The sequence below is a fragment of the Bradyrhizobium nivariense genome (assembly GCF_029846695.2).
Classification (GTDB): Bacteria; Pseudomonadota; Alphaproteobacteria; order Rhizobiales; family Xanthobacteraceae; genus Bradyrhizobium.
Map to the genome: position 1 here is coordinate 172,067 of NZ_JARWCR020000008.1, position 15,589 is coordinate 187,655.

The following is a 15,589-nucleotide window of genomic DNA, read 5'->3' on the forward strand; positions in this document are numbered from 1 at the left end:
TTGAGTGGTTGGGCGACACAGGCTCTAACTCAGACGGTTGGTTTATCCTGCCCAAATTTGAGTCGCCGCTATGAAAAAGCCGTCAAAGGCCCCCGCCGGCCAGCCTAAGTTACCCCCAGTTCGTTCTGCTCCCCCCCTACCGCCAAAGCTGTCCTTCAACGGGAAGACATTCTTTCTAAACGATCTAGGCAAGACGCTATTCCCGTTGCGCACCAACAAGGTCTTAGGCGAGGCCGCGTTCGAGAAGTTCGTCGAGTACGCCAAATCAAACTCAGACCACTTTCTGCCACAAAAGCGCGTGTTTGCGATGAAGCAAGGCGGACACCTCCGGCGTACTTTCAAGCTCGATCCAGTCGCCGAAATGTTCCTCTACGACCTTTTGTATCGCAATCGTCGATTTTTCCGTCGGCCAACCAACAAGCAGCGCGAGACGTTCGGCTACAATTTTGACGCGGGCGAACCGACCGAGGCCACCCTCTCCTATCGGGCATTCAAGGGAGCAACGAGCCAATACAGGAAGACCTATACGCACAGCATCTCGTTCGACGTCGCGTCATACTTCAATTCAATCTATCACCATGATCTCGTCCACTGGTTCGAACGGATCGGTGCATCATCCGAAGATGTCAGCGCGTTAGGCAGTTTTCTGAGGGAGATCAGTTCGGGCCGAAGCATCGATTGCCTACCACAGGGCCTCTACCCCGCGAAGATGATGGGCAACGCGTTTCTCGAGTTTGTGCAACAGTCGGGACGGCTACAATCTGACGTGCTAATTCGCTTTATGGATGACTTTGTACTCTTTGCAAACGACAGGGAGACCTTGCTCAGTGACTTTTACCATGTCCAAGAAGCGCTGAGCGCAAAGGGCCTGTCAGTCAATCCATCCAAGACGCGACTATTTTTGAAGGGAGACGACGAGATTGATCGCACCTTGGACGGAGTAAAAAAAGGCCTTCTCAGAAAACGGCGGAGGGTAGTGAGGCGCGGATACGACGAAGATGAAGGCAACGTCGATGAGGAGCTTAGAAATCTCACCAAGAAAGAAACGGAGCTCCTGCGAGAGCTGCTCGCGCGAGGAAGAAGATGCAGAGCTTGTTCTCGCGCTGATGGGAAATCACTCTGCGGATGTCGTTGCGAGATTTGAGGATTTGCTCCGCGACTTTCCTCACCTAGCAAAAAGTATCTATCAGTTCACCAAGTTCGTCCGCGATAAGGACTCACTCTCCACGATCATCGCCAAGTTTGTGGCGGAAAGTAAGATAATTCCCGAATTCCAGCTCTTCTGGCTAGGCGTAATCCTCGAAGAGAGTCTATTGAAGACTAAGCAGGCGAGCGACATCGCTCATTCCCTCTACACTCATCCGTGGGCAACGCCGATCACCAAGGCCAAGGTTCTCGAGATAGCGGACCAGCGCTTTGGTCTCACCGAGCTTCGCGAGACTCATCTGAAGGACGGTTCTTCCGATTGGTTGGCCTGGGCTTCCGCGTGCGGCTCCCGCGTAGAAAAAAAGGCCTCAAGAAACTACAGCTTAAAATACTTCAAGAATGCTTCTCCAATAAACAAGTTGATCGGAGAGGTGGTCGCCGAACTGCTGTAGCAGTAGCTGTGCGCGGCAAGACCTCATTCCTGCCCAACTTGCGCAAGCTGAATGCGGCGCTTATGTGCGCCGCGTCCTCGTGCATCGATGCGGGTGGCACCATCCTAGTCGCTTACGAAGAATGACGCACTAATTGTCGGCAAGGGCAGCTTCTGACAAACGATCCTGACGATGGCGCGCCATTCAGAACAAAACTGCGAAATCATATGTAATAATTAGAATGGATGATCGCCTCTCCTTTGATGGCTTGGTCACCCTTTAATTAGATGCCCGCCGCGCGCGGTGCCGTCGCAGAGGCGCAGCATCAGACCGCGAGGGACACGATGACGGGGGCACCGAATGCCGTCGACGCCAGCGGAACCAAAATGGCGAACACTGTAGGGCTTGCTCGTTCGGACTAAATGAGGCCCGCAATGCTACGTCCAAGATGCGCGGCACAGCAGCCTGGCAGACCTCGCTACACTTGATCCCGCAGTGCCCGGTCCTTCGCGGGAGGGTTGAGACGTTGGTAGCCCGTGCTGAGGATCCGCCCCAAGTAAGAAGTGCGAAACTCCCTCACATGGCAAGGGACCGGCTGCATTTGGCCTTTAAGACATATGATGCCTGTCAGCCCGGCGGGCGAGGCAAGCCCAGCGAATCGCGCAGAGTCGAGCCGTCGTACTCGGTGCGGAACAGGCCACGACGTTGCAGCTCTGGCACGAGCCGGTGGACCAACTCCTCCAAACCGCCTGGAAGATATGGGACCTGCAACATGAAGCCGTCGCAGGCGCCGGCCTCGAACCACTCCTGCATGCGATCGGCCACGGTACCGGGCGTGCCGGCAAATCCGCTGGTGGTTCTCCCCGCGCCATAGCGCTGTCCGAGTTCGGCGAGGCTCAGGCCCGAGCGCCGCGTGAGTTCAGAGACTTCGCGATAGTGCCCCTCGACACCGGGCACGTCGAGATTCTCAGGCAGGACCTGATCCTGCGGGAAACGCGAGAGATCGACGCCGAGGTGATAGGATAATGTCGAGAGACCGGACTCCGGATGCGACAATTCGTGGAGCTGGTCGTGCAGCGCCTTGGCCTGCTTCTCCGTGTCGCCAATAACAGGGACGATGCCGGGCAGCACCTTGATCGTATCGGGGTCGCGGCCGAAACGGATCGCACGCGCGCGCAGGTCGTTCCGAAATTCGACCGCGACGTCTATGAGGCCTGGCGTCACGAAGATGATCTCCGCCCAGCGGGCTGCGAAATCGCGGCCGCGATCGGAAGCGCCAGCCTGGATGAAGACCGGCCGTCCTTGCGGTGGCCGGCTAACATTGAGCGGGCCCTGCACGTTGAACCATTTTCCGGAATGATTGATCCGGTGCACACGCGCAGGGTCGGCGAACAGCGGCGCCTGGCGATCCCGGACCAGCGCACCGTCCTCCCACGAACTCCAGAGCTTGGTCACGACTTCGAGAAATTCGTCGGCGCGCTCGTAGCGCTCCTCGCGGGAGAGCTGCTCCGTCAGGCCGAAATTGCGCGCCTCCGCCTCCTGGAACGAGGTGACGATGTTCCAGGAAGCGCGGCCACCACTGAGATGGTCGAGGGTCGCGAGCGCCCGTGCTAGGACATAAGGCTGGGCGTAGGTTGTCGAAATGGTCGCACCGAGACCGAGATGCTTGGTCGCACCCGCGATGATCGAGAGCACCACTAGCGGATCGAGCCGAAGCGCGCCGAGCGCGCCGTAACGAAGCTGGCTGTCCAGGCTGCCGCCCAACGTATCCGGGATCGCGAGGATGTCAGCAATGAACAGAAGATCGAAACGTCCCTGCTCCAGCAGCCGGCCGACATTCTGGTAGTAGGCGGCCGACAGTAAATCGCCGTCTGCTTCGGGGTGCCGCCATCCGGCGTGGCTGCCGGAGACTGGGCCTGCGGAGACAAAGGCGGCAAGGTGTAGTTTCTTGTCTGGCATGAGTCAGCTCACGGTCCAGGAGATCTCGACGGGACCGCCACGCTTCAACGTGTTGTAGATCGGGCAGTTGGCCGTGAAGCCGGCGACCAGCGTCTCGGCCTCTCCCGCCGTCACGCCAGAGAGGCGTACCGCGATACGAATCCATTCGTATTGCGTCGGATCGGTCGCGTGACGCTGGAACGAGACTTCGGATCCCGCCTCGCGCAGCACGACCCCCTGCTCTTTCGCCGTCTTCTGAATCAGCCCGAGCGAGCAGCTGCCGAGCGACGACAGCAGCAATTCGCCGGCGTTGATCGCCTCGCCGGGACCACCGACGGCGACGCGCTGGTCCGAGACGAAATGGTTCGTCCTTGCGCTGAGCAAATAGCGGCCGAACTGGCCGATCGTGGCAGAGGTAATCGACACCGTCTCGCCGGTTTGAACGCTCATGATGTTTCTCTCGTGTTATAGGACCGGCCGCTTAGGCGCCGAGTTCCAGCGCGACGGCCTTCTTGGCGGCGTCGAACTGAGTCCCAAGCAGGAATGACCGGACGTCGACCTTGTTGGGGAGCACACCGAGCGCGTGGAAATTGTCGGCGAGGTCCTGGGTCGATGCCGCGGCCGCCTCATCGATCGGCTTGAGCGCGACAGCGGTCGACTCGGACAGCCTGGCATCGCGAACGAGCTTTTCGTAGACGGCCTGCTCGACCCCGTTCGGCGGGAAACCGCCCTGCGTGGCCCATAACGCAACGGATTCGGCCGGATGCGCGAAGATGTAGGCCTGGGTCTCACGGATGATCTTCACGAACTTGGCGAAGAGCTGCGGATACTTCGCCGCGACCTCACTCCGCGCCACGTAGAACGCGTAGTCGTAGGTCCTCACGTCGGGCAGCAGACGCGCCTTGCCGCCGAGCTTTGTCAACGCGAGCGCCGTAGCCGGTTGCCAGTGAATCCAGCCATCGATGCTGCCTTGCGCGAATGCCGTGAACGCATCTGCCCCGCTCAGGCTGACGGCCTGGACATCAGACAATCTGAGGCCCGCGGTCTCCAGATATTTGATCAGGCTGTAGGTCCCGGTCGTGCCGTTCTGGTGGGCAATCTTCTTGCCCTTCAGATCGGCCGCGGTCTTGATCGAGGAATTGGCCTGCACGAGGAAATCGACCTCATCGACCGGCAACGGATAGGCCGCAAGCGGCACGATCGGAACACGCGCCGGAACGGCGTTCACGACTGCGGTTGCGGTCGCAAATGTGAAGTCGACGGAGCCGGCCTTGATCGCCTCCATCACCGGCAGCGAGGCCGTGAACCCCGGTTGCCAGACGATCTTGGTGCCGAGTTCCTGCTCGAAGTTGCGTCCACCCACGCCGGCGCGCAGCGATGCCCAGACCCCGGTACGGCCGTCTCCGATGACCGCGACGGTCAATTGCGACGGTACCGCATCGGCGGCATTTGCGTGCGGCGATCCGCCTGCACCTGTAGCGGCTGCGGCAAATCCCGCACCAATCGACAGCACTGTACGCCGCGAGATGCCGGCACCATTACGCCTCGAGCCACTAAAAGTCATATCGTCATCCTTTCGTCTTTTTATGCAACGGCAGCCAAGTCGCGCTCGGCCGTCAGCAAACCGTCGAGCAGCTCTTCTTTGAGAGTCGCCAGCGCCGGATCACCACGATGCCGGGGACGCGGCTGATCGAAAATCAGATCGCGCGCGATGCCACCGTCCTTGACCAGGAGCACGCGATCGGAGAGCAGCAACGCTTCCTCGACGTCGTGCGTCACCAGCACGACGGTGCGCGGCCGCGCGATGAGCAACTGCCCCAACAGCAACTGCATCGCGGCCCGGGTGATGGCGTCAAGCGCCCCGAACGGCTCGTCCAGCAGCAACAGGTCCGGCTCGTGGATCAGAGCTCTCGCCAACGCCACACGCTGGCGCTGGCCGCCGGACAGCCCGACCGGAAACTCGCTTTCGCGCCCCAGCAAGCCGACTGCCTCGAGGATGCGTCCGGCGTCCTGCTTCCTGCCCTTGATTCCCAGCAGCACATTGCCGAGGACGGTCCGCCACGGCAGCAGGCGATCCTCCTGGAACATCAGGCGCACGTCCGCTTTGCGGCCGATCGCGCGGAGCTCGATACGGCCGCGCGAGGGTGCGTCCAGTCCTGCCACTAGGCGCAAGAGCGTCGACTTGCCGGCTCCGCTTGGCCCGATGATCGAGACGAACTGGCCGGCGGCGATGTCGAGATCGACGCTATTCAGCACCATGCGGCCGGCGAATGATTTGCCGACCGAGCGCAGGCTGACACTGGCTCCGCTCATGCCTTCACCCGATCGGCATAGCTCGGATGCCAACGCAGGAGCCGCCGTTCGATCAAACGCGTGATCAAATCCGACAGCCAGCCAGCGATCGCGTAAAGAATGATGGCCAGCACGATGATGTCGATGCGTAGCAGCTCACGGGCATTCTGCACGAGGTATCCAATTCCGTCCCGCGACGCGATCGTTTCGCCGACGACGAGAGTGAGCCAGGCCACGCCGAGCGCATAGCGCATGCCAACCAGGATGGGCTGCAGCGCCGCCGGCAGAATAATGGACCAGACCAGCCCGGCGCGGCCGAGGCCGTAGGATTTTCCAAGTTCGATCAGCTTGGGATCGACATTGCGGATACCTCCGACCGTATTGATGTAGACCGGGAAGAGCGAACCCATCGCGACGAGAACGAGCCGCGGCTCCTCCCCGATGCCGAACCAGAGGATCATCAACGGCACCAACGCCAGGTGCGGAATGGTCCGGATCATCTGCAGCGACCGGTCGAAAAGATCATGCAGCGGCTCGAAAAGTCCCACAGCCAAGCCGAAGATCAGCCCACCAAAAGCGCCGATCCAAAAGCCGATGGCAACCCGACGAAGGCTGACAAGGATGTCGTTTTGCAACTCGCCGCGCTCGGCAAGCTGCCGTGCGGCTTCCCAAATGTCGGATGGAGCCGGCACAATCGCCGTGGACACAATCCCCGTCGCCGAGAGGAATTGCCAGACGAGGAGCAGCCCAAGCGGCAGAATCCACGGTAGAACAAATGACCGCCATCTCAAGCCACGCACGCGCGATGTCGACGTCTCCGAGGGCTGCGCAACGTCGGCTACCACCGTCACCACAGGTTCGACGGCACGGGGGATTGGTTCCGTGCGACCGGCAGCCGGCGCCGCCATTGCATCGGCCGGCCCGGAAAGTAGCGACGCATCCGTCATGAAATCGAACTTGCTCCGTCTCACCTGAGACGGCGCCACCTTCGCAAACTCCGGCGTGCAATTCGATGGTAGCAAAATTCATATTTCGTGCGTCGGCACCAATGGCGTTCTACGTGGGTTAGGATTTTGAAGAATGTCTTTTCAACGTAGTGACGCTCCACGCGATCTGGCGAACTTGAAAAAATCATCTCCAAGCTGAACTGAATCGCGTGCGCTTGCGCTGATGACAAAATGGCTGTCGCGCCGATTGCCTCAGTGCCGAGGCATTTGTTGCTCGTCTCAAGCGAAATTTGGAATGGCCAGGTCAGTTCGTTTCGCTTCTCCTAAGCGGAAACGCCGGTCATGCCGAAACATCTCCACGAACGCCATGACACGAGCGACGCCATCCATCATCAGGAGCTACCCGTGACCGTACGCATTCCTCCGTTTCCCCTGTCCCGGCGTCGGCTGCTGGTCGCCACCTCCATGGTAGCCGCGGCAGCCTTGACGGCCATGGCGGGTCTTTCGCGGCTCAGAGTGCCGACGGACGACAGAACGGCGGCAACATCACCTTCCTCATCGACTCGCTCGGCAGCACCTGGATCCCGAACAACAGCGCTATCTCCAGCTTCCAGGGCCACATCTGGGGCCACGTCACCGACAAGCTCGTTTATGTCGATGCTGACGGCAAGGTCAGCCCCTGGATCGCCGAGAGCTGGGAGCAGAGTGACAATGCCACGCAATTTACCCTGCACCTTAAGAAAGGCGTGACCTTCTCCGACGGCAGCCCGCTCGATGCGGAGGCCGTCGTCGCCAATCTCGACATCTGGTACGCTGGCCGCAAGAACGAAGGCATCAACCCCATCGGCCTGTTCCCGAAGACCTACGACCGCGCCGAGGCGATCGATGCGACCACGGTGAAGGTCGCGTTCAAGGCACCGACGCTCGGCTTCATCCCGACGCTGGGCTACCACGGCTCGATTCTGATCTCGCCGAAGACCATCGCGCAGCCCGCCGCGCAGCAAGCCGATCTCAGCAAGACATCCGGCAGCGGCCCGTATGTGGTCGATTCCTGGAAGGAAGGCGACTTCGTCAAGCTGGTCAAGCGCAAGGACTACAATTGGGGTCCAGCTGCGGTCGGCCACACTGGTCCGGCCTTCCTCGACTCCATCACCTACAAGCTCGTGACCGAACCGTCGCTGCGGGTGGCCGCCGTTCAGTCCGGCCAGGCCGATGTCGCCTACAGCCCCTCGCCGCAGGAGCTGAAGTCTCTCAAGGAAGCAGGCTTCATCACCGCGACACCGCGCTATCTCGGCTTCGTCAACGGCCTCGCGATCAACACCAAGCTCGAGCCTTACAACGATTTGAAGGTCCGCCAGGCACTCCAGGCCGGCATCAACCGGAAGGAGATCATCGACACCGTCTACACACCCGACTGGAAGCTGGCGACGTCGTTCATCCAGAGCAACGTGCCCGGCGCGACCGACCACAGCGATCTCCTGGCCTACAATCCCGGCAAGGCCGAGAAGCTTCTCGACGAAGCAGGCTGGATCAAGGATTCCAAGGGGATTCGCACCAAGGAGGGCAAGCTGCTCTCGCTGACGCTCTACTCCAACCCCTATCTTGCCACCGCGAAGGCCATCGACGAGCTGATTGCCCAGCAGCTCGGTAAGATCGGCTGGAAGGTCCTGATCCGGTCCTACGACGTCGTAACGTTCGGCGAGAAGGTCAGGTTCGGCGGTCCGGCCGTGCCGGCCTATGAGGTGACGCGCAGCTTCATCGACGCGGGCACGGTGGCGAGCATCCTCACCAACGCCAACAACGGCGAGGATTGGTTCGCCCTCGGCGACAGCGACAAGAAGCTCAACGATCTGCGTGACAAGATTGCCAGCGCCAGCTCCAACCAGATCCGCGACCCGCTGCTCGACCAACTGCAGACCTACGTCCTCGAGCAGGGCTACTTCATCCCGCGCACGCAGATCGTGCAGCGCATCTACGTGCAGTCGCCGAAGCTGAAGGGAGAAGTCTACAACGGCGTCGCCTATGCCAGCTATTACACGGCAACGATCAGCGAGTAAGGCGCCGTGCACCCGAACGATGTGAAGAGGCGGCCGGCATGAGCAATCCTTATCTGCGCTATGCCGCAAAGCGCCTCGTCCAGGCCCTTGTCGTCATCCTGCTCGTCTATGTCTTCACGTTCGTCGTCGTCAGCATCCTGCCGGGCGACCCCATCACCACCGTCCTGCGCGATCCCCAGAACGGCTTCACCGAGGACGAGATCAGACAGATCATCGCGGCCCAAGGACTGGACCAGCCGATCCCGGTCCAGCTCTGGACGTCGCTCTCCCACTTCCTGACCGGCGATCTCGGTCTATCGATGCGTCCAGCAGGCCGGTGACAACCCTGATCGCCGAGGTTCTCCCCTCGACGCTGGTACTGGCGTCGTCGGCTTTTGCCATCGCGCTGCTGCTGGCGGCGACGATTGCCTACGGCACGCAGTTTCTTCCCAAGCGCTTCGGGCAAGGCTTGCTGCGTAGTTTCCCATCATTATTCCTGTCGGTGCCGAATTTCGTGATCGGCCTCTTGCTGATCCACGTCTTCGGCTTCCAGCTCGGACTTTTCCGCGTGATCGCACCCAACAGCTTCTGGGCGACATTTTTCGCCGCGATCGCGCTCGGAATCCCGATCTCCGCACAGATCGCCGAGGTGCTGATCGCCAATCTCGATCACGAATCCGGACAGGACTACGCTGCGGTCGCACGTGGCCGCGGCCTCGGGCAGTTTTGGCTGTTCGCGAAGCACCTGCTCAAGCCGTCGTCGCTCCCGGTCGTCACCATCATCGCGATCACCATTGGCGAGCTGCTCGGCGGCTCGCTGATTACCGAGACGGTGTTCGGACGCACCGGCATCGGCAGCCTGGTACAGCGTTCGGTCAGCACGCAGGACCTGCCTGTCCTGCAGGCGGTCGTTTCGCTTGCGGCAGTCGTGTTCGTGCTCGTCAATCTGATCGCCGACCTCGTCTATCCCCTGCTCGACCCGCGCGTAAAACTCATCGGCGGCCCCAAGCACCGCCCAACGACAGCCGATGACAGCTCGGCCGGGACGTCCCAGGCGGTGACATCATGAGCCTCGTCTCCGACGTGCGCGTCATGGCAAGCCGCCCGCTGACATCCTTCCGGGTCCCGCCGACGGTCGCGCTCTCATTCGCAATCATCGCGCTTGTGATCGCCTGGTCGCTCGCGCCCGGCCTCTTCACGAGCCAGAGCCCGGTCAACGGCATCCCCGCTGAGAAGCTGCTTGCCCCCGGCACCGTCCACTGGTTCGGCACCGACCACCTCGGCCGCGACGTCTACACCCGCGTCGTCTATGGCACGGCCTCCTCGGTGACGAGTGCTCTGATCGCGGTCGTGATCGCCGCCGTCACCGGCGGCCTGATCGGCCTACTGGCGGGTTTCTTCGGCGGCTGGGTGGACGTCGTGTTCGCGCGTCTGGTCGACGTGTTGCTGGCGATCCCGAACTTCCTGCTGGCCGTCATCGTCGTCACCGCGATCGGCTTCGACACCACCAACGCCGCGATCGCGACCGGTGTCTCGGCGGTGGCCGTGTTCGCACGGGTGATGCGCTCGGAGGTCATCAAGATCCGGCAAGCAACATTCGTCGAGTCCTCGTTCCTGCTCGACGGTTCGCGCCGGCACATCCTGCTGCGGCACGTGCTGCCAAACGCGTCGCGCTCGCTGTTGCCGCTCGCGGTGCTGCAGTTCGGCCTGTCGATCCTGGTGATCGCGAGCCTCGCCTTCCTCGGCTACGGCGACCCGCCGCCAGCCTCGGACTGGGGCCTGCTGATCTCGATCGGCAAGGACTACCTCAAATGGCCGTGGCTCGTTTATGCGCCGGCTTTCGCGACGATCGCGACCGTCCTCTCCGTGAACAGGATCAGCCGATGGCTCCGCAAGACGGATTGACCTCTACTCTCGCCCGCCCGGAGCTCATCCAGCCAAGGCCGCCGCTGCGGTCCAGACCGCTACTTCGGGTGGACGACCTATCGGTTGCCTATGGGCCACATCAGGTTGTGACCAACGTGGGATTCGAACTGGGCCGTGGCCAGAGCCTCGCCCTCATCGGGGAGTCGGGCTCCGGCAAGTCGACGATCGCGCGCGCGGTGCTGCGGCTGCTTCCCAGCGGCGGTCACGCCACTGGTCGCATCGCGTTCGACGGCCAGGAGGTGCTGAGGATACCCGAGCGCGGCTTCCGGCCGCTGCGCGGACGGGCCATCGGGTTCATTCCGCAAGATCCCGGCAACTCGCTCAATCCGGTGCGAACGATTGGTGCCCAGGCGAATGAGGCCGCCGCGCTCCTCGACGAACCCAACAGAGCGGTGCGCAAGCGCCTCATCCTGGACACCTTCGCGCAGGTCGGGCTCGACAATCCCCAGCGGGTCTACGACTCCTACCCGCACCAGCTGTCTGGCGGCATGCTCCAGCGCGTGCTCATCGGCCTTGCGATCCTACCGCGTCCGTCGCTGCTCGTTGCGGACGAGCCGACCTCAGCGCTCGACGTCACCATCCAGAAGCGGATCCTCGATCTGCTCTCGCGTCTACAAGACGAGCTGAATATAAGCCTGCTGCTCATCACCCACGATCTGGCGATTGCCGCGGAGCGGGCTGACACGCTGGTGGTGCTCAAAGACGGGATCGTCCAGGAGACCGGCAGGACCACCGCTGTCTTCGCCTCGCCGGCGTCGGCCTATGCGAGGAAGCTGCACGCCGACGTCCCCGCCCTCAACCCCGACCGCTACGCCGACTTGCGCGACCCGGGCTTCCGTCGCGCCACGACCGAGCCGAAGATCGAGGTCAGCGCGATCACCAAGACCTTCACCGTCGACGGCAAGCCGCTGACGGCCGTCGATGACGTCTCGTTCAGCGTCCCCGCCGGCACCACGCACGCGCTGGTCGGCGAGTCCGGCTCGGGCAAGACAACGACGATACGGCTACTGCTTGGACTGGAGCAGCCCGACACCGGGACCATCTCGGTCGCCGGCAAGCAGCTCAACGGTCGGTCGCCGGCCGAACTGCGCGCGGCATGGCGCCACCTTCAGCTCATCTATCAAAACCCCTTCACGTCGCTCGACCCGAGTTGGAAGGTCGAGCAACTGATCCGCGAACCGCTCGACCGGTTCAAGATCGGCACAGGCAGGGAGCGCGACGAACGCGTGCGCCAGGCCCTGGCCGACGTCGGGCTCGGCGAGCACCTGATCTCCCGCAAGCCGGGAGCCTTGTCTGGCGGCCAGCGTCAGCGCGTGGCCATCGCCCGGGCGCTGGTCCTCAAACCCGATGTGATCGTGCTCGACGAACCCACCTCCGCGCTCGACGTCAGCGTCCAGGCCGACATCGTCGAGGTGCTGCTGTCGCTGCAGGCCGACCTCGGCTTGACCTATGTGTTCGTCTCCCACGACCTCGCCCTGGTGCGCCAGCTCGCCCACAGCGTCTCGGTGATGCACCGCGGACGCATCGTCGAACACGGGACCGTCACCGAGATCTTCGACAATCCCCAGCAGCTCTATACAAAGTCGCTGCTGGCCTCGATTCCGTCAGGTGTCACGGACGTCGCACATGCGCCGCGGCCTCGGCTGATCGTCGCTGCCGAATGATCGACCCGGACCGCACCGCTCATTCCGCATCATCGAGCGCGAGAACGGCGAAGCTCGCGAGCCAGTGCTCTCCCATGTAGTGACTGGCGAGATGGGGAAGGCCCGCGGCGAGATGCTCCTGCGCGGCGGCGTGAGCAATGGCCCGCCGCTCGTCGCCGACCGGCAACGCATCGCCGAGAGCGCGCCAGCACCAGGCCCGGCTGAGATTGAGGCCGTCGAGATGAGCGATCTTGCCGTCGGTGCGATCGCTGACCGACGCAGGCCGGAACAGCGTCGTCGGCTGCCGCTCGGACAACCGCGGCAAAAACCGGTCGAACCACGGCAAGAACGCGTCTGATGGCAGCAACCGCCGCATGCACTCAGCCTCGATCAGGGCCGAGGATTGGAAATCGTCGCCGCTGGGCTCTCCCCAGGCCGGGCAATCGCGATCCTCGCCATACCAGCGCAGGCCAGTCTGAAGCAGTAGCTTCGCCAGTCCCTCGTCCTTGCTGATATCGGCGTAGTCGGCCGCCATCCGCAGTCCGAACGCGGTGTTGAAATGGGTGCCGACGCGCACAGGATAAGGCGACAGCGGCAGGAAGTCGCGAAAGCGCTGGGCGATGACTTCCGCTAACGGCGCGAGATTACGACCCCAACTCTCGTCGGATTGCAGTGTCAGCTCGGTCGCCAGCTTCAACAGCCAGGCCCAGCCATAGGGCCGCTTGAAGCCGCGGGAGGTCGGACGGGCAAAGTAGGCGCACTCGACAGCAACCTTTTCAGGGACGAACTGCGCATCGAACAGCGCGCGAATGTCGGACGCCGCTGCAACATCCGGAAAGCGACGCAGCAGCCGCGCCAGCATCCAGTAGCCGTGGACGCAGGAGTGCCAGTCGTAGCTGCCATAGAAGATCGGGTGCAGTTCGCTCGGCGTGCGGGCATCCGCAGGTTCAGCGAGGGCGTGGTCGACATTGTTGGGATATTCGCGCCCGACATGGCCGAGCGCGATGCCGGCGAAATTGGAGGCATGCTCGCGGGTGAGACGGGACGTTGTCATGCGCTGGCCTTTCGTTTGTCACGGCTGATCAAAATCTCGATCAGACGCGGCAGGATGTAGATCGGGAATTGCGTCGCGGCGAAGTATAGAGCCATGCGCGGCGAGGCGGCAGCGCCGAGCGCGGACCAGACCAGCCCGACATTACGATTGCCGAGAATGAGTCCGACCGTCAGCCGCTCGGGCAGAGTTCCCGGCAACAGCATCGCGCCCGCACCCTGAAGGACGATATTGCAGGCAAAGGCGAGCACCAGGCACAGCGTTGCAGTCTGCGCATCCGCCGCGATTTGTTCACGGACGCCGGCCATGGTCGCCACCGCGAAGACGAGAAGCGCCGCGACGATGATCCCGTCGACCACGCCGCCCTGGGCCGCCAGCACCGGCGCGGCATGCCGGCGGAGCAGGAAGGCAACGCCCTCGGCGCTGCCGATCAGCAACGCCAGCCGCAGCGCGAGCTCAAGCGCGCTGATCTCGAGCCCTCCGAACCAGCCGGCGAGCAGCGGGACTGTGACCGGAGCCAGCACCATGGACAGCACCGTCACCACCAGCGGCACCGCGCCGTCGAGGCCGAGCATGCGTGCTACCGCGGCGGTGCCGCTCGACGGCGGCGCCGACACGGCGAGCACGATCGCAAGCGCGAGTTCCGGAGGAAGACCGAGTGCATGGCCTGCAGCCCCGATCGCCAACGGACAGGCGAACATGACAACGGCCGGCAAGAGCACGGACAGCGACGGCTGCCGCAGCGTCGCGACGACGGCCTGACCATCGACGCGCAATAGCGTTCCGAGCACGATCACGAAGATCGTGACCGGCATCAACGGACGGACCAGGTCCGCCAGGGCCGGGCACGCAAGCCCGAGCAGGACGCCGAGCGCCAGCAATGTCGGTCCGCGCGGGATGAGGCGCAGGAGTGAGGATCGCATACGCCTCGTCCAATCAGGTCTTCCGCGCCAATAAACCACCTCAAGAAACATTCTTGAAATCGATTTTCGATATGCATACCATTGTTTAAATGAATTTAGCTTCCGTCGATCTCAATCTCCTGGTCGCCTTCGAGGCGCTGATGGAGGAACGCAACGTCACCCGCGCCGGCGAACGCGTCGGCCTGGCGCAGCCGTCGATGAGCAGCGTCTTGACCCGTCTTCGGGCCCTCTTCGGCGACGATCTGTTCGTGCGATCTGCCTCGGGCATGCAGCCGACGGCCAAGGCGCTGGCGCTGGCCCGGCCGATCAGCGAGGCACTCGGGCAGATCAGGACCGTGCTGGAGCCCGGATCAAGCTTCGATCCCGCGACCGCCCGCCGCCGCCTCTCCATTGCGGTGACCGATTACGGCGACCTTGTCGTCATACCGCCGCTTGTCGCGGCGCTGCGACGGGAGGCGCCCGGCATCGATCTCGTGGTGCGCCCCATCATTGACGCCGCCAGGAGCGTAGCGAGCCTCGAACACGGCGAGATCGACGCCTTGATCGGCGGTCATCTCCCTGCCTCGACTCGCATCACGCGCTGTATGCTGTTCGAGGAGAACTTCGTCTGCATCCGCGACGCCGGCCAGACCAAGCGAAAAGTCAGGCTGTCCAAGGACGACTATACCCGCCTCCCGCATGCGCTGTTCTCATCGGCGGGCGGCGACGGGCTTCCGGGCGCTATCGATACGATGTTGGCCCGGCACGGCCGCAAGCGCCGGACCGCCATCACGCTCGCGCATGTCGTCGCGGTTCCGTTTGCGATCGCCGGCACCGATCTCGTGGCGACGATGGCTGAGCGTATCGCCCGTCGCTTCGCCGCAAGCGCCGGTGTGTCCGTCGTTCCGGTTCCCTATTATGTCGAGGCCTTCACCATCGACCTGCTCTACAGGCGTCGGGCCACGAACGACCCGGCGCTGCGATGGTTCATCGAGCTGGTCAGTCGTGTCTGCAAGGAGCTCTGACTGGCAAACGCCTCCACGCCGATATAATCATTCCACAAACGTCCGCTACGACAGGAGAAAAATCACTTCCATGATGCTGCGACAACGATCTCGCAATCTGTCCGACTATCATCGCAATTGAGCCCTAGCAGTCTGCTGAAGAACCCCCTCGCCACGGAGGGGGCTTGATGATTCACTTTATCCATCTCGAATCGGCAGAGGCGATCATGCGCGGCAGGTTTAAGGACCAGGGCGGCCTGTTTTCGTACATCG

The 15,589-nt window shown here is 62.6% G+C and carries 12 protein-coding genes and 2 pseudogenes; 7 read left to right on the plus strand and 7 right to left on the minus strand.

Going from position 1 to position 15,589, the window contains the following annotated elements; all coding sequences use genetic code 11:
- Nucleotides 1–70: 70 nt before the first annotated feature.
- Both QCM77_RS09750 and QCM77_RS09755 read left to right on the plus strand, forming a co-directional pair.
- The gene (locus tag QCM77_RS09750; RefSeq protein ID WP_279683138.1) at nt 71–1,144 is read left to right on the plus strand and encodes an RNA-directed DNA polymerase; all 1,074 of its coding nucleotides are present in this window, start codon (nt 71–73) and stop codon (nt 1,142–1,144) included.
- Nucleotides 1,145–1,148: 4 nt separating this feature from the next.
- Nucleotides 1,149–1,598: a hypothetical protein gene (locus tag QCM77_RS09755; RefSeq protein WP_279683140.1), complete on the plus strand. Its 450-nt coding sequence runs from the start codon at nt 1,149–1,151 to the stop codon at nt 1,596–1,598.
- A 606-nt stretch (nt 1,599–2,204) separates the two neighbouring features.
- On the opposite strand, the gene QCM77_RS09760 is transcribed toward QCM77_RS09755, so the two are convergent.
- Genes QCM77_RS09760 through QCM77_RS09780 form a run of 5 tightly spaced genes read right to left on the minus strand, consistent with a single transcriptional unit; the run spans nt 2,205 to nt 6,754 of the window.
- Nucleotides 2,205–3,536 (minus strand): LLM class flavin-dependent oxidoreductase, encoded by a 1,332-nt coding sequence (locus QCM77_RS09760; RefSeq protein ID WP_279683142.1) that lies wholly within the window; start codon nt 3,534–3,536, stop codon nt 2,205–2,207.
- 3 nt (nt 3,537–3,539) lie between these two features.
- Nucleotides 3,540–3,965, minus strand: coding sequence for an OsmC family protein (locus QCM77_RS09765; protein ID WP_279683144.1), 426 nt, complete (start codon nt 3,963–3,965; stop codon nt 3,540–3,542).
- Between the two features lie 31 nt (nt 3,966–3,996).
- Complete coding sequence (locus QCM77_RS09770) at nt 3,997–5,079, minus strand: ABC transporter substrate-binding protein (protein WP_279683146.1); 1,083 nt, start codon at nt 5,077–5,079, stop codon at nt 3,997–3,999.
- Nucleotides 5,080–5,099: 20 nt separating this feature from the next.
- Nucleotides 5,100–5,828: an ABC transporter ATP-binding protein gene (locus QCM77_RS09775; RefSeq protein WP_279683148.1), complete on the minus strand. Its 729-nt coding sequence runs from the start codon at nt 5,826–5,828 to the stop codon at nt 5,100–5,102.
- Entirely contained in the window at nt 5,825–6,754 is a 930-nt protein-coding gene (locus QCM77_RS09780; RefSeq protein WP_279683150.1) for an ABC transporter permease, read from the minus strand. The genes QCM77_RS09775 and QCM77_RS09780 overlap by 4 nt, the downstream gene beginning before the upstream one ends.
- Before the next feature lie 465 nt (nt 6,755–7,219).
- Here QCM77_RS09780 and QCM77_RS09785 point away from each other — a divergent pair.
- From QCM77_RS09785 to QCM77_RS09800, 4 genes and pseudogenes are all read left to right on the plus strand, one after another.
- Nucleotides 7,220–8,811 (plus strand): annotated as a pseudogene (locus QCM77_RS09785) (ABC transporter substrate-binding protein).
- Between the two features lie 38 nt (nt 8,812–8,849).
- Nucleotides 8,850–9,859: pseudogene (locus tag QCM77_RS09790) on the plus strand (ABC transporter permease).
- A 23-nt stretch (nt 9,860–9,882) separates the two neighbouring features.
- On the plus strand, nt 9,883–10,695 hold the full coding sequence (locus QCM77_RS09795) for an ABC transporter permease (protein WP_462804308.1): 813 nt from the start codon (nt 9,883–9,885) through the stop codon (nt 10,693–10,695).
- A complete protein-coding gene (locus tag QCM77_RS09800) occupies nt 10,674–12,380 on the plus strand; it encodes a dipeptide ABC transporter ATP-binding protein (RefSeq protein ID WP_279683154.1) in 1,707 nt (568 codons plus the stop codon). Before QCM77_RS09795 ends, QCM77_RS09800 begins: the two co-directional genes overlap by 22 nt.
- 19 nt (nt 12,381–12,399) lie before the next feature.
- Here QCM77_RS09800 and QCM77_RS09805 read toward each other — a convergent pair whose 3' ends face one another.
- Both QCM77_RS09805 and QCM77_RS09810 read right to left on the minus strand, forming a co-directional pair.
- The gene (locus tag QCM77_RS09805) at nt 12,400–13,413 is read right to left on the minus strand and encodes a DUF2891 domain-containing protein (protein ID WP_279683155.1); all 1,014 of its coding nucleotides are present in this window, start codon (nt 13,411–13,413) and stop codon (nt 12,400–12,402) included.
- Nucleotides 13,410–14,333 (minus strand): bile acid:sodium symporter family protein, encoded by a 924-nt coding sequence (locus QCM77_RS09810; protein WP_279683157.1) that lies wholly within the window; start codon nt 14,331–14,333, stop codon nt 13,410–13,412. The genes QCM77_RS09805 and QCM77_RS09810 overlap by 4 nt, the downstream gene beginning before the upstream one ends.
- 89 nt (nt 14,334–14,422) lie before the next feature.
- Here QCM77_RS09810 and QCM77_RS09815 point away from each other — a divergent pair, with 89 nt between their 5' ends.
- On the plus strand, nt 14,423–15,337 hold the full coding sequence (locus QCM77_RS09815) for a LysR family transcriptional regulator (RefSeq protein WP_279683159.1): 915 nt from the start codon (nt 14,423–14,425) through the stop codon (nt 15,335–15,337).
- Nucleotides 15,338–15,589: the final 252 nt, after the last annotated feature.

What these genes read in the sequence shown, in the direction of transcription:
- QCM77_RS09765 (WP_279683144.1), bottom strand. Translation starts at nt 3,965, where the DNA reads ATGAGCGTTCAAACCGGCGAGACGGTGTCGATTACCTCTGCCACGATC.
- QCM77_RS09770 (WP_279683146.1), bottom strand. Translation starts at nt 5,079, where the DNA reads ATGACTTTTAGTGGCTCGAGGCGTAATGGTGCCGGCATCTCGCGGCGT.
- QCM77_RS09810 (WP_279683157.1), bottom strand. Translation starts at nt 14,333, where the DNA reads ATGCGATCCTCACTCCTGCGCCTCATCCCGCGCGGACCGACATTGCTG.
- QCM77_RS09800 (WP_279683154.1), top strand. Translation starts at nt 10,674, where the DNA reads ATGGCTCCGCAAGACGGATTGACCTCTACTCTCGCCCGCCCGGAGCTC.
- QCM77_RS09805 (WP_279683155.1), bottom strand. Translation starts at nt 13,413, where the DNA reads ATGACAACGTCCCGTCTCACCCGCGAGCATGCCTCCAATTTCGCCGGC.
- QCM77_RS09780 (WP_279683150.1), bottom strand. Translation starts at nt 6,754, where the DNA reads ATGACGGATGCGTCGCTACTTTCCGGGCCGGCCGATGCAATGGCGGCG.
- QCM77_RS09815 (WP_279683159.1), top strand. Translation starts at nt 14,423, where the DNA reads ATGAATTTAGCTTCCGTCGATCTCAATCTCCTGGTCGCCTTCGAGGCG.
- QCM77_RS09760 (WP_279683142.1), bottom strand. Translation starts at nt 3,536, where the DNA reads ATGCCAGACAAGAAACTACACCTTGCCGCCTTTGTCTCCGCAGGCCCA.
- QCM77_RS09750 (WP_279683138.1), top strand. Translation starts at nt 71, where the DNA reads ATGAAAAAGCCGTCAAAGGCCCCCGCCGGCCAGCCTAAGTTACCCCCA.
- QCM77_RS09795 (WP_462804308.1), top strand. Translation starts at nt 9,883, where the DNA reads ATGGCAAGCCGCCCGCTGACATCCTTCCGGGTCCCGCCGACGGTCGCG.
- QCM77_RS09775 (WP_279683148.1), bottom strand. Translation starts at nt 5,828, where the DNA reads ATGAGCGGAGCCAGTGTCAGCCTGCGCTCGGTCGGCAAATCATTCGCC.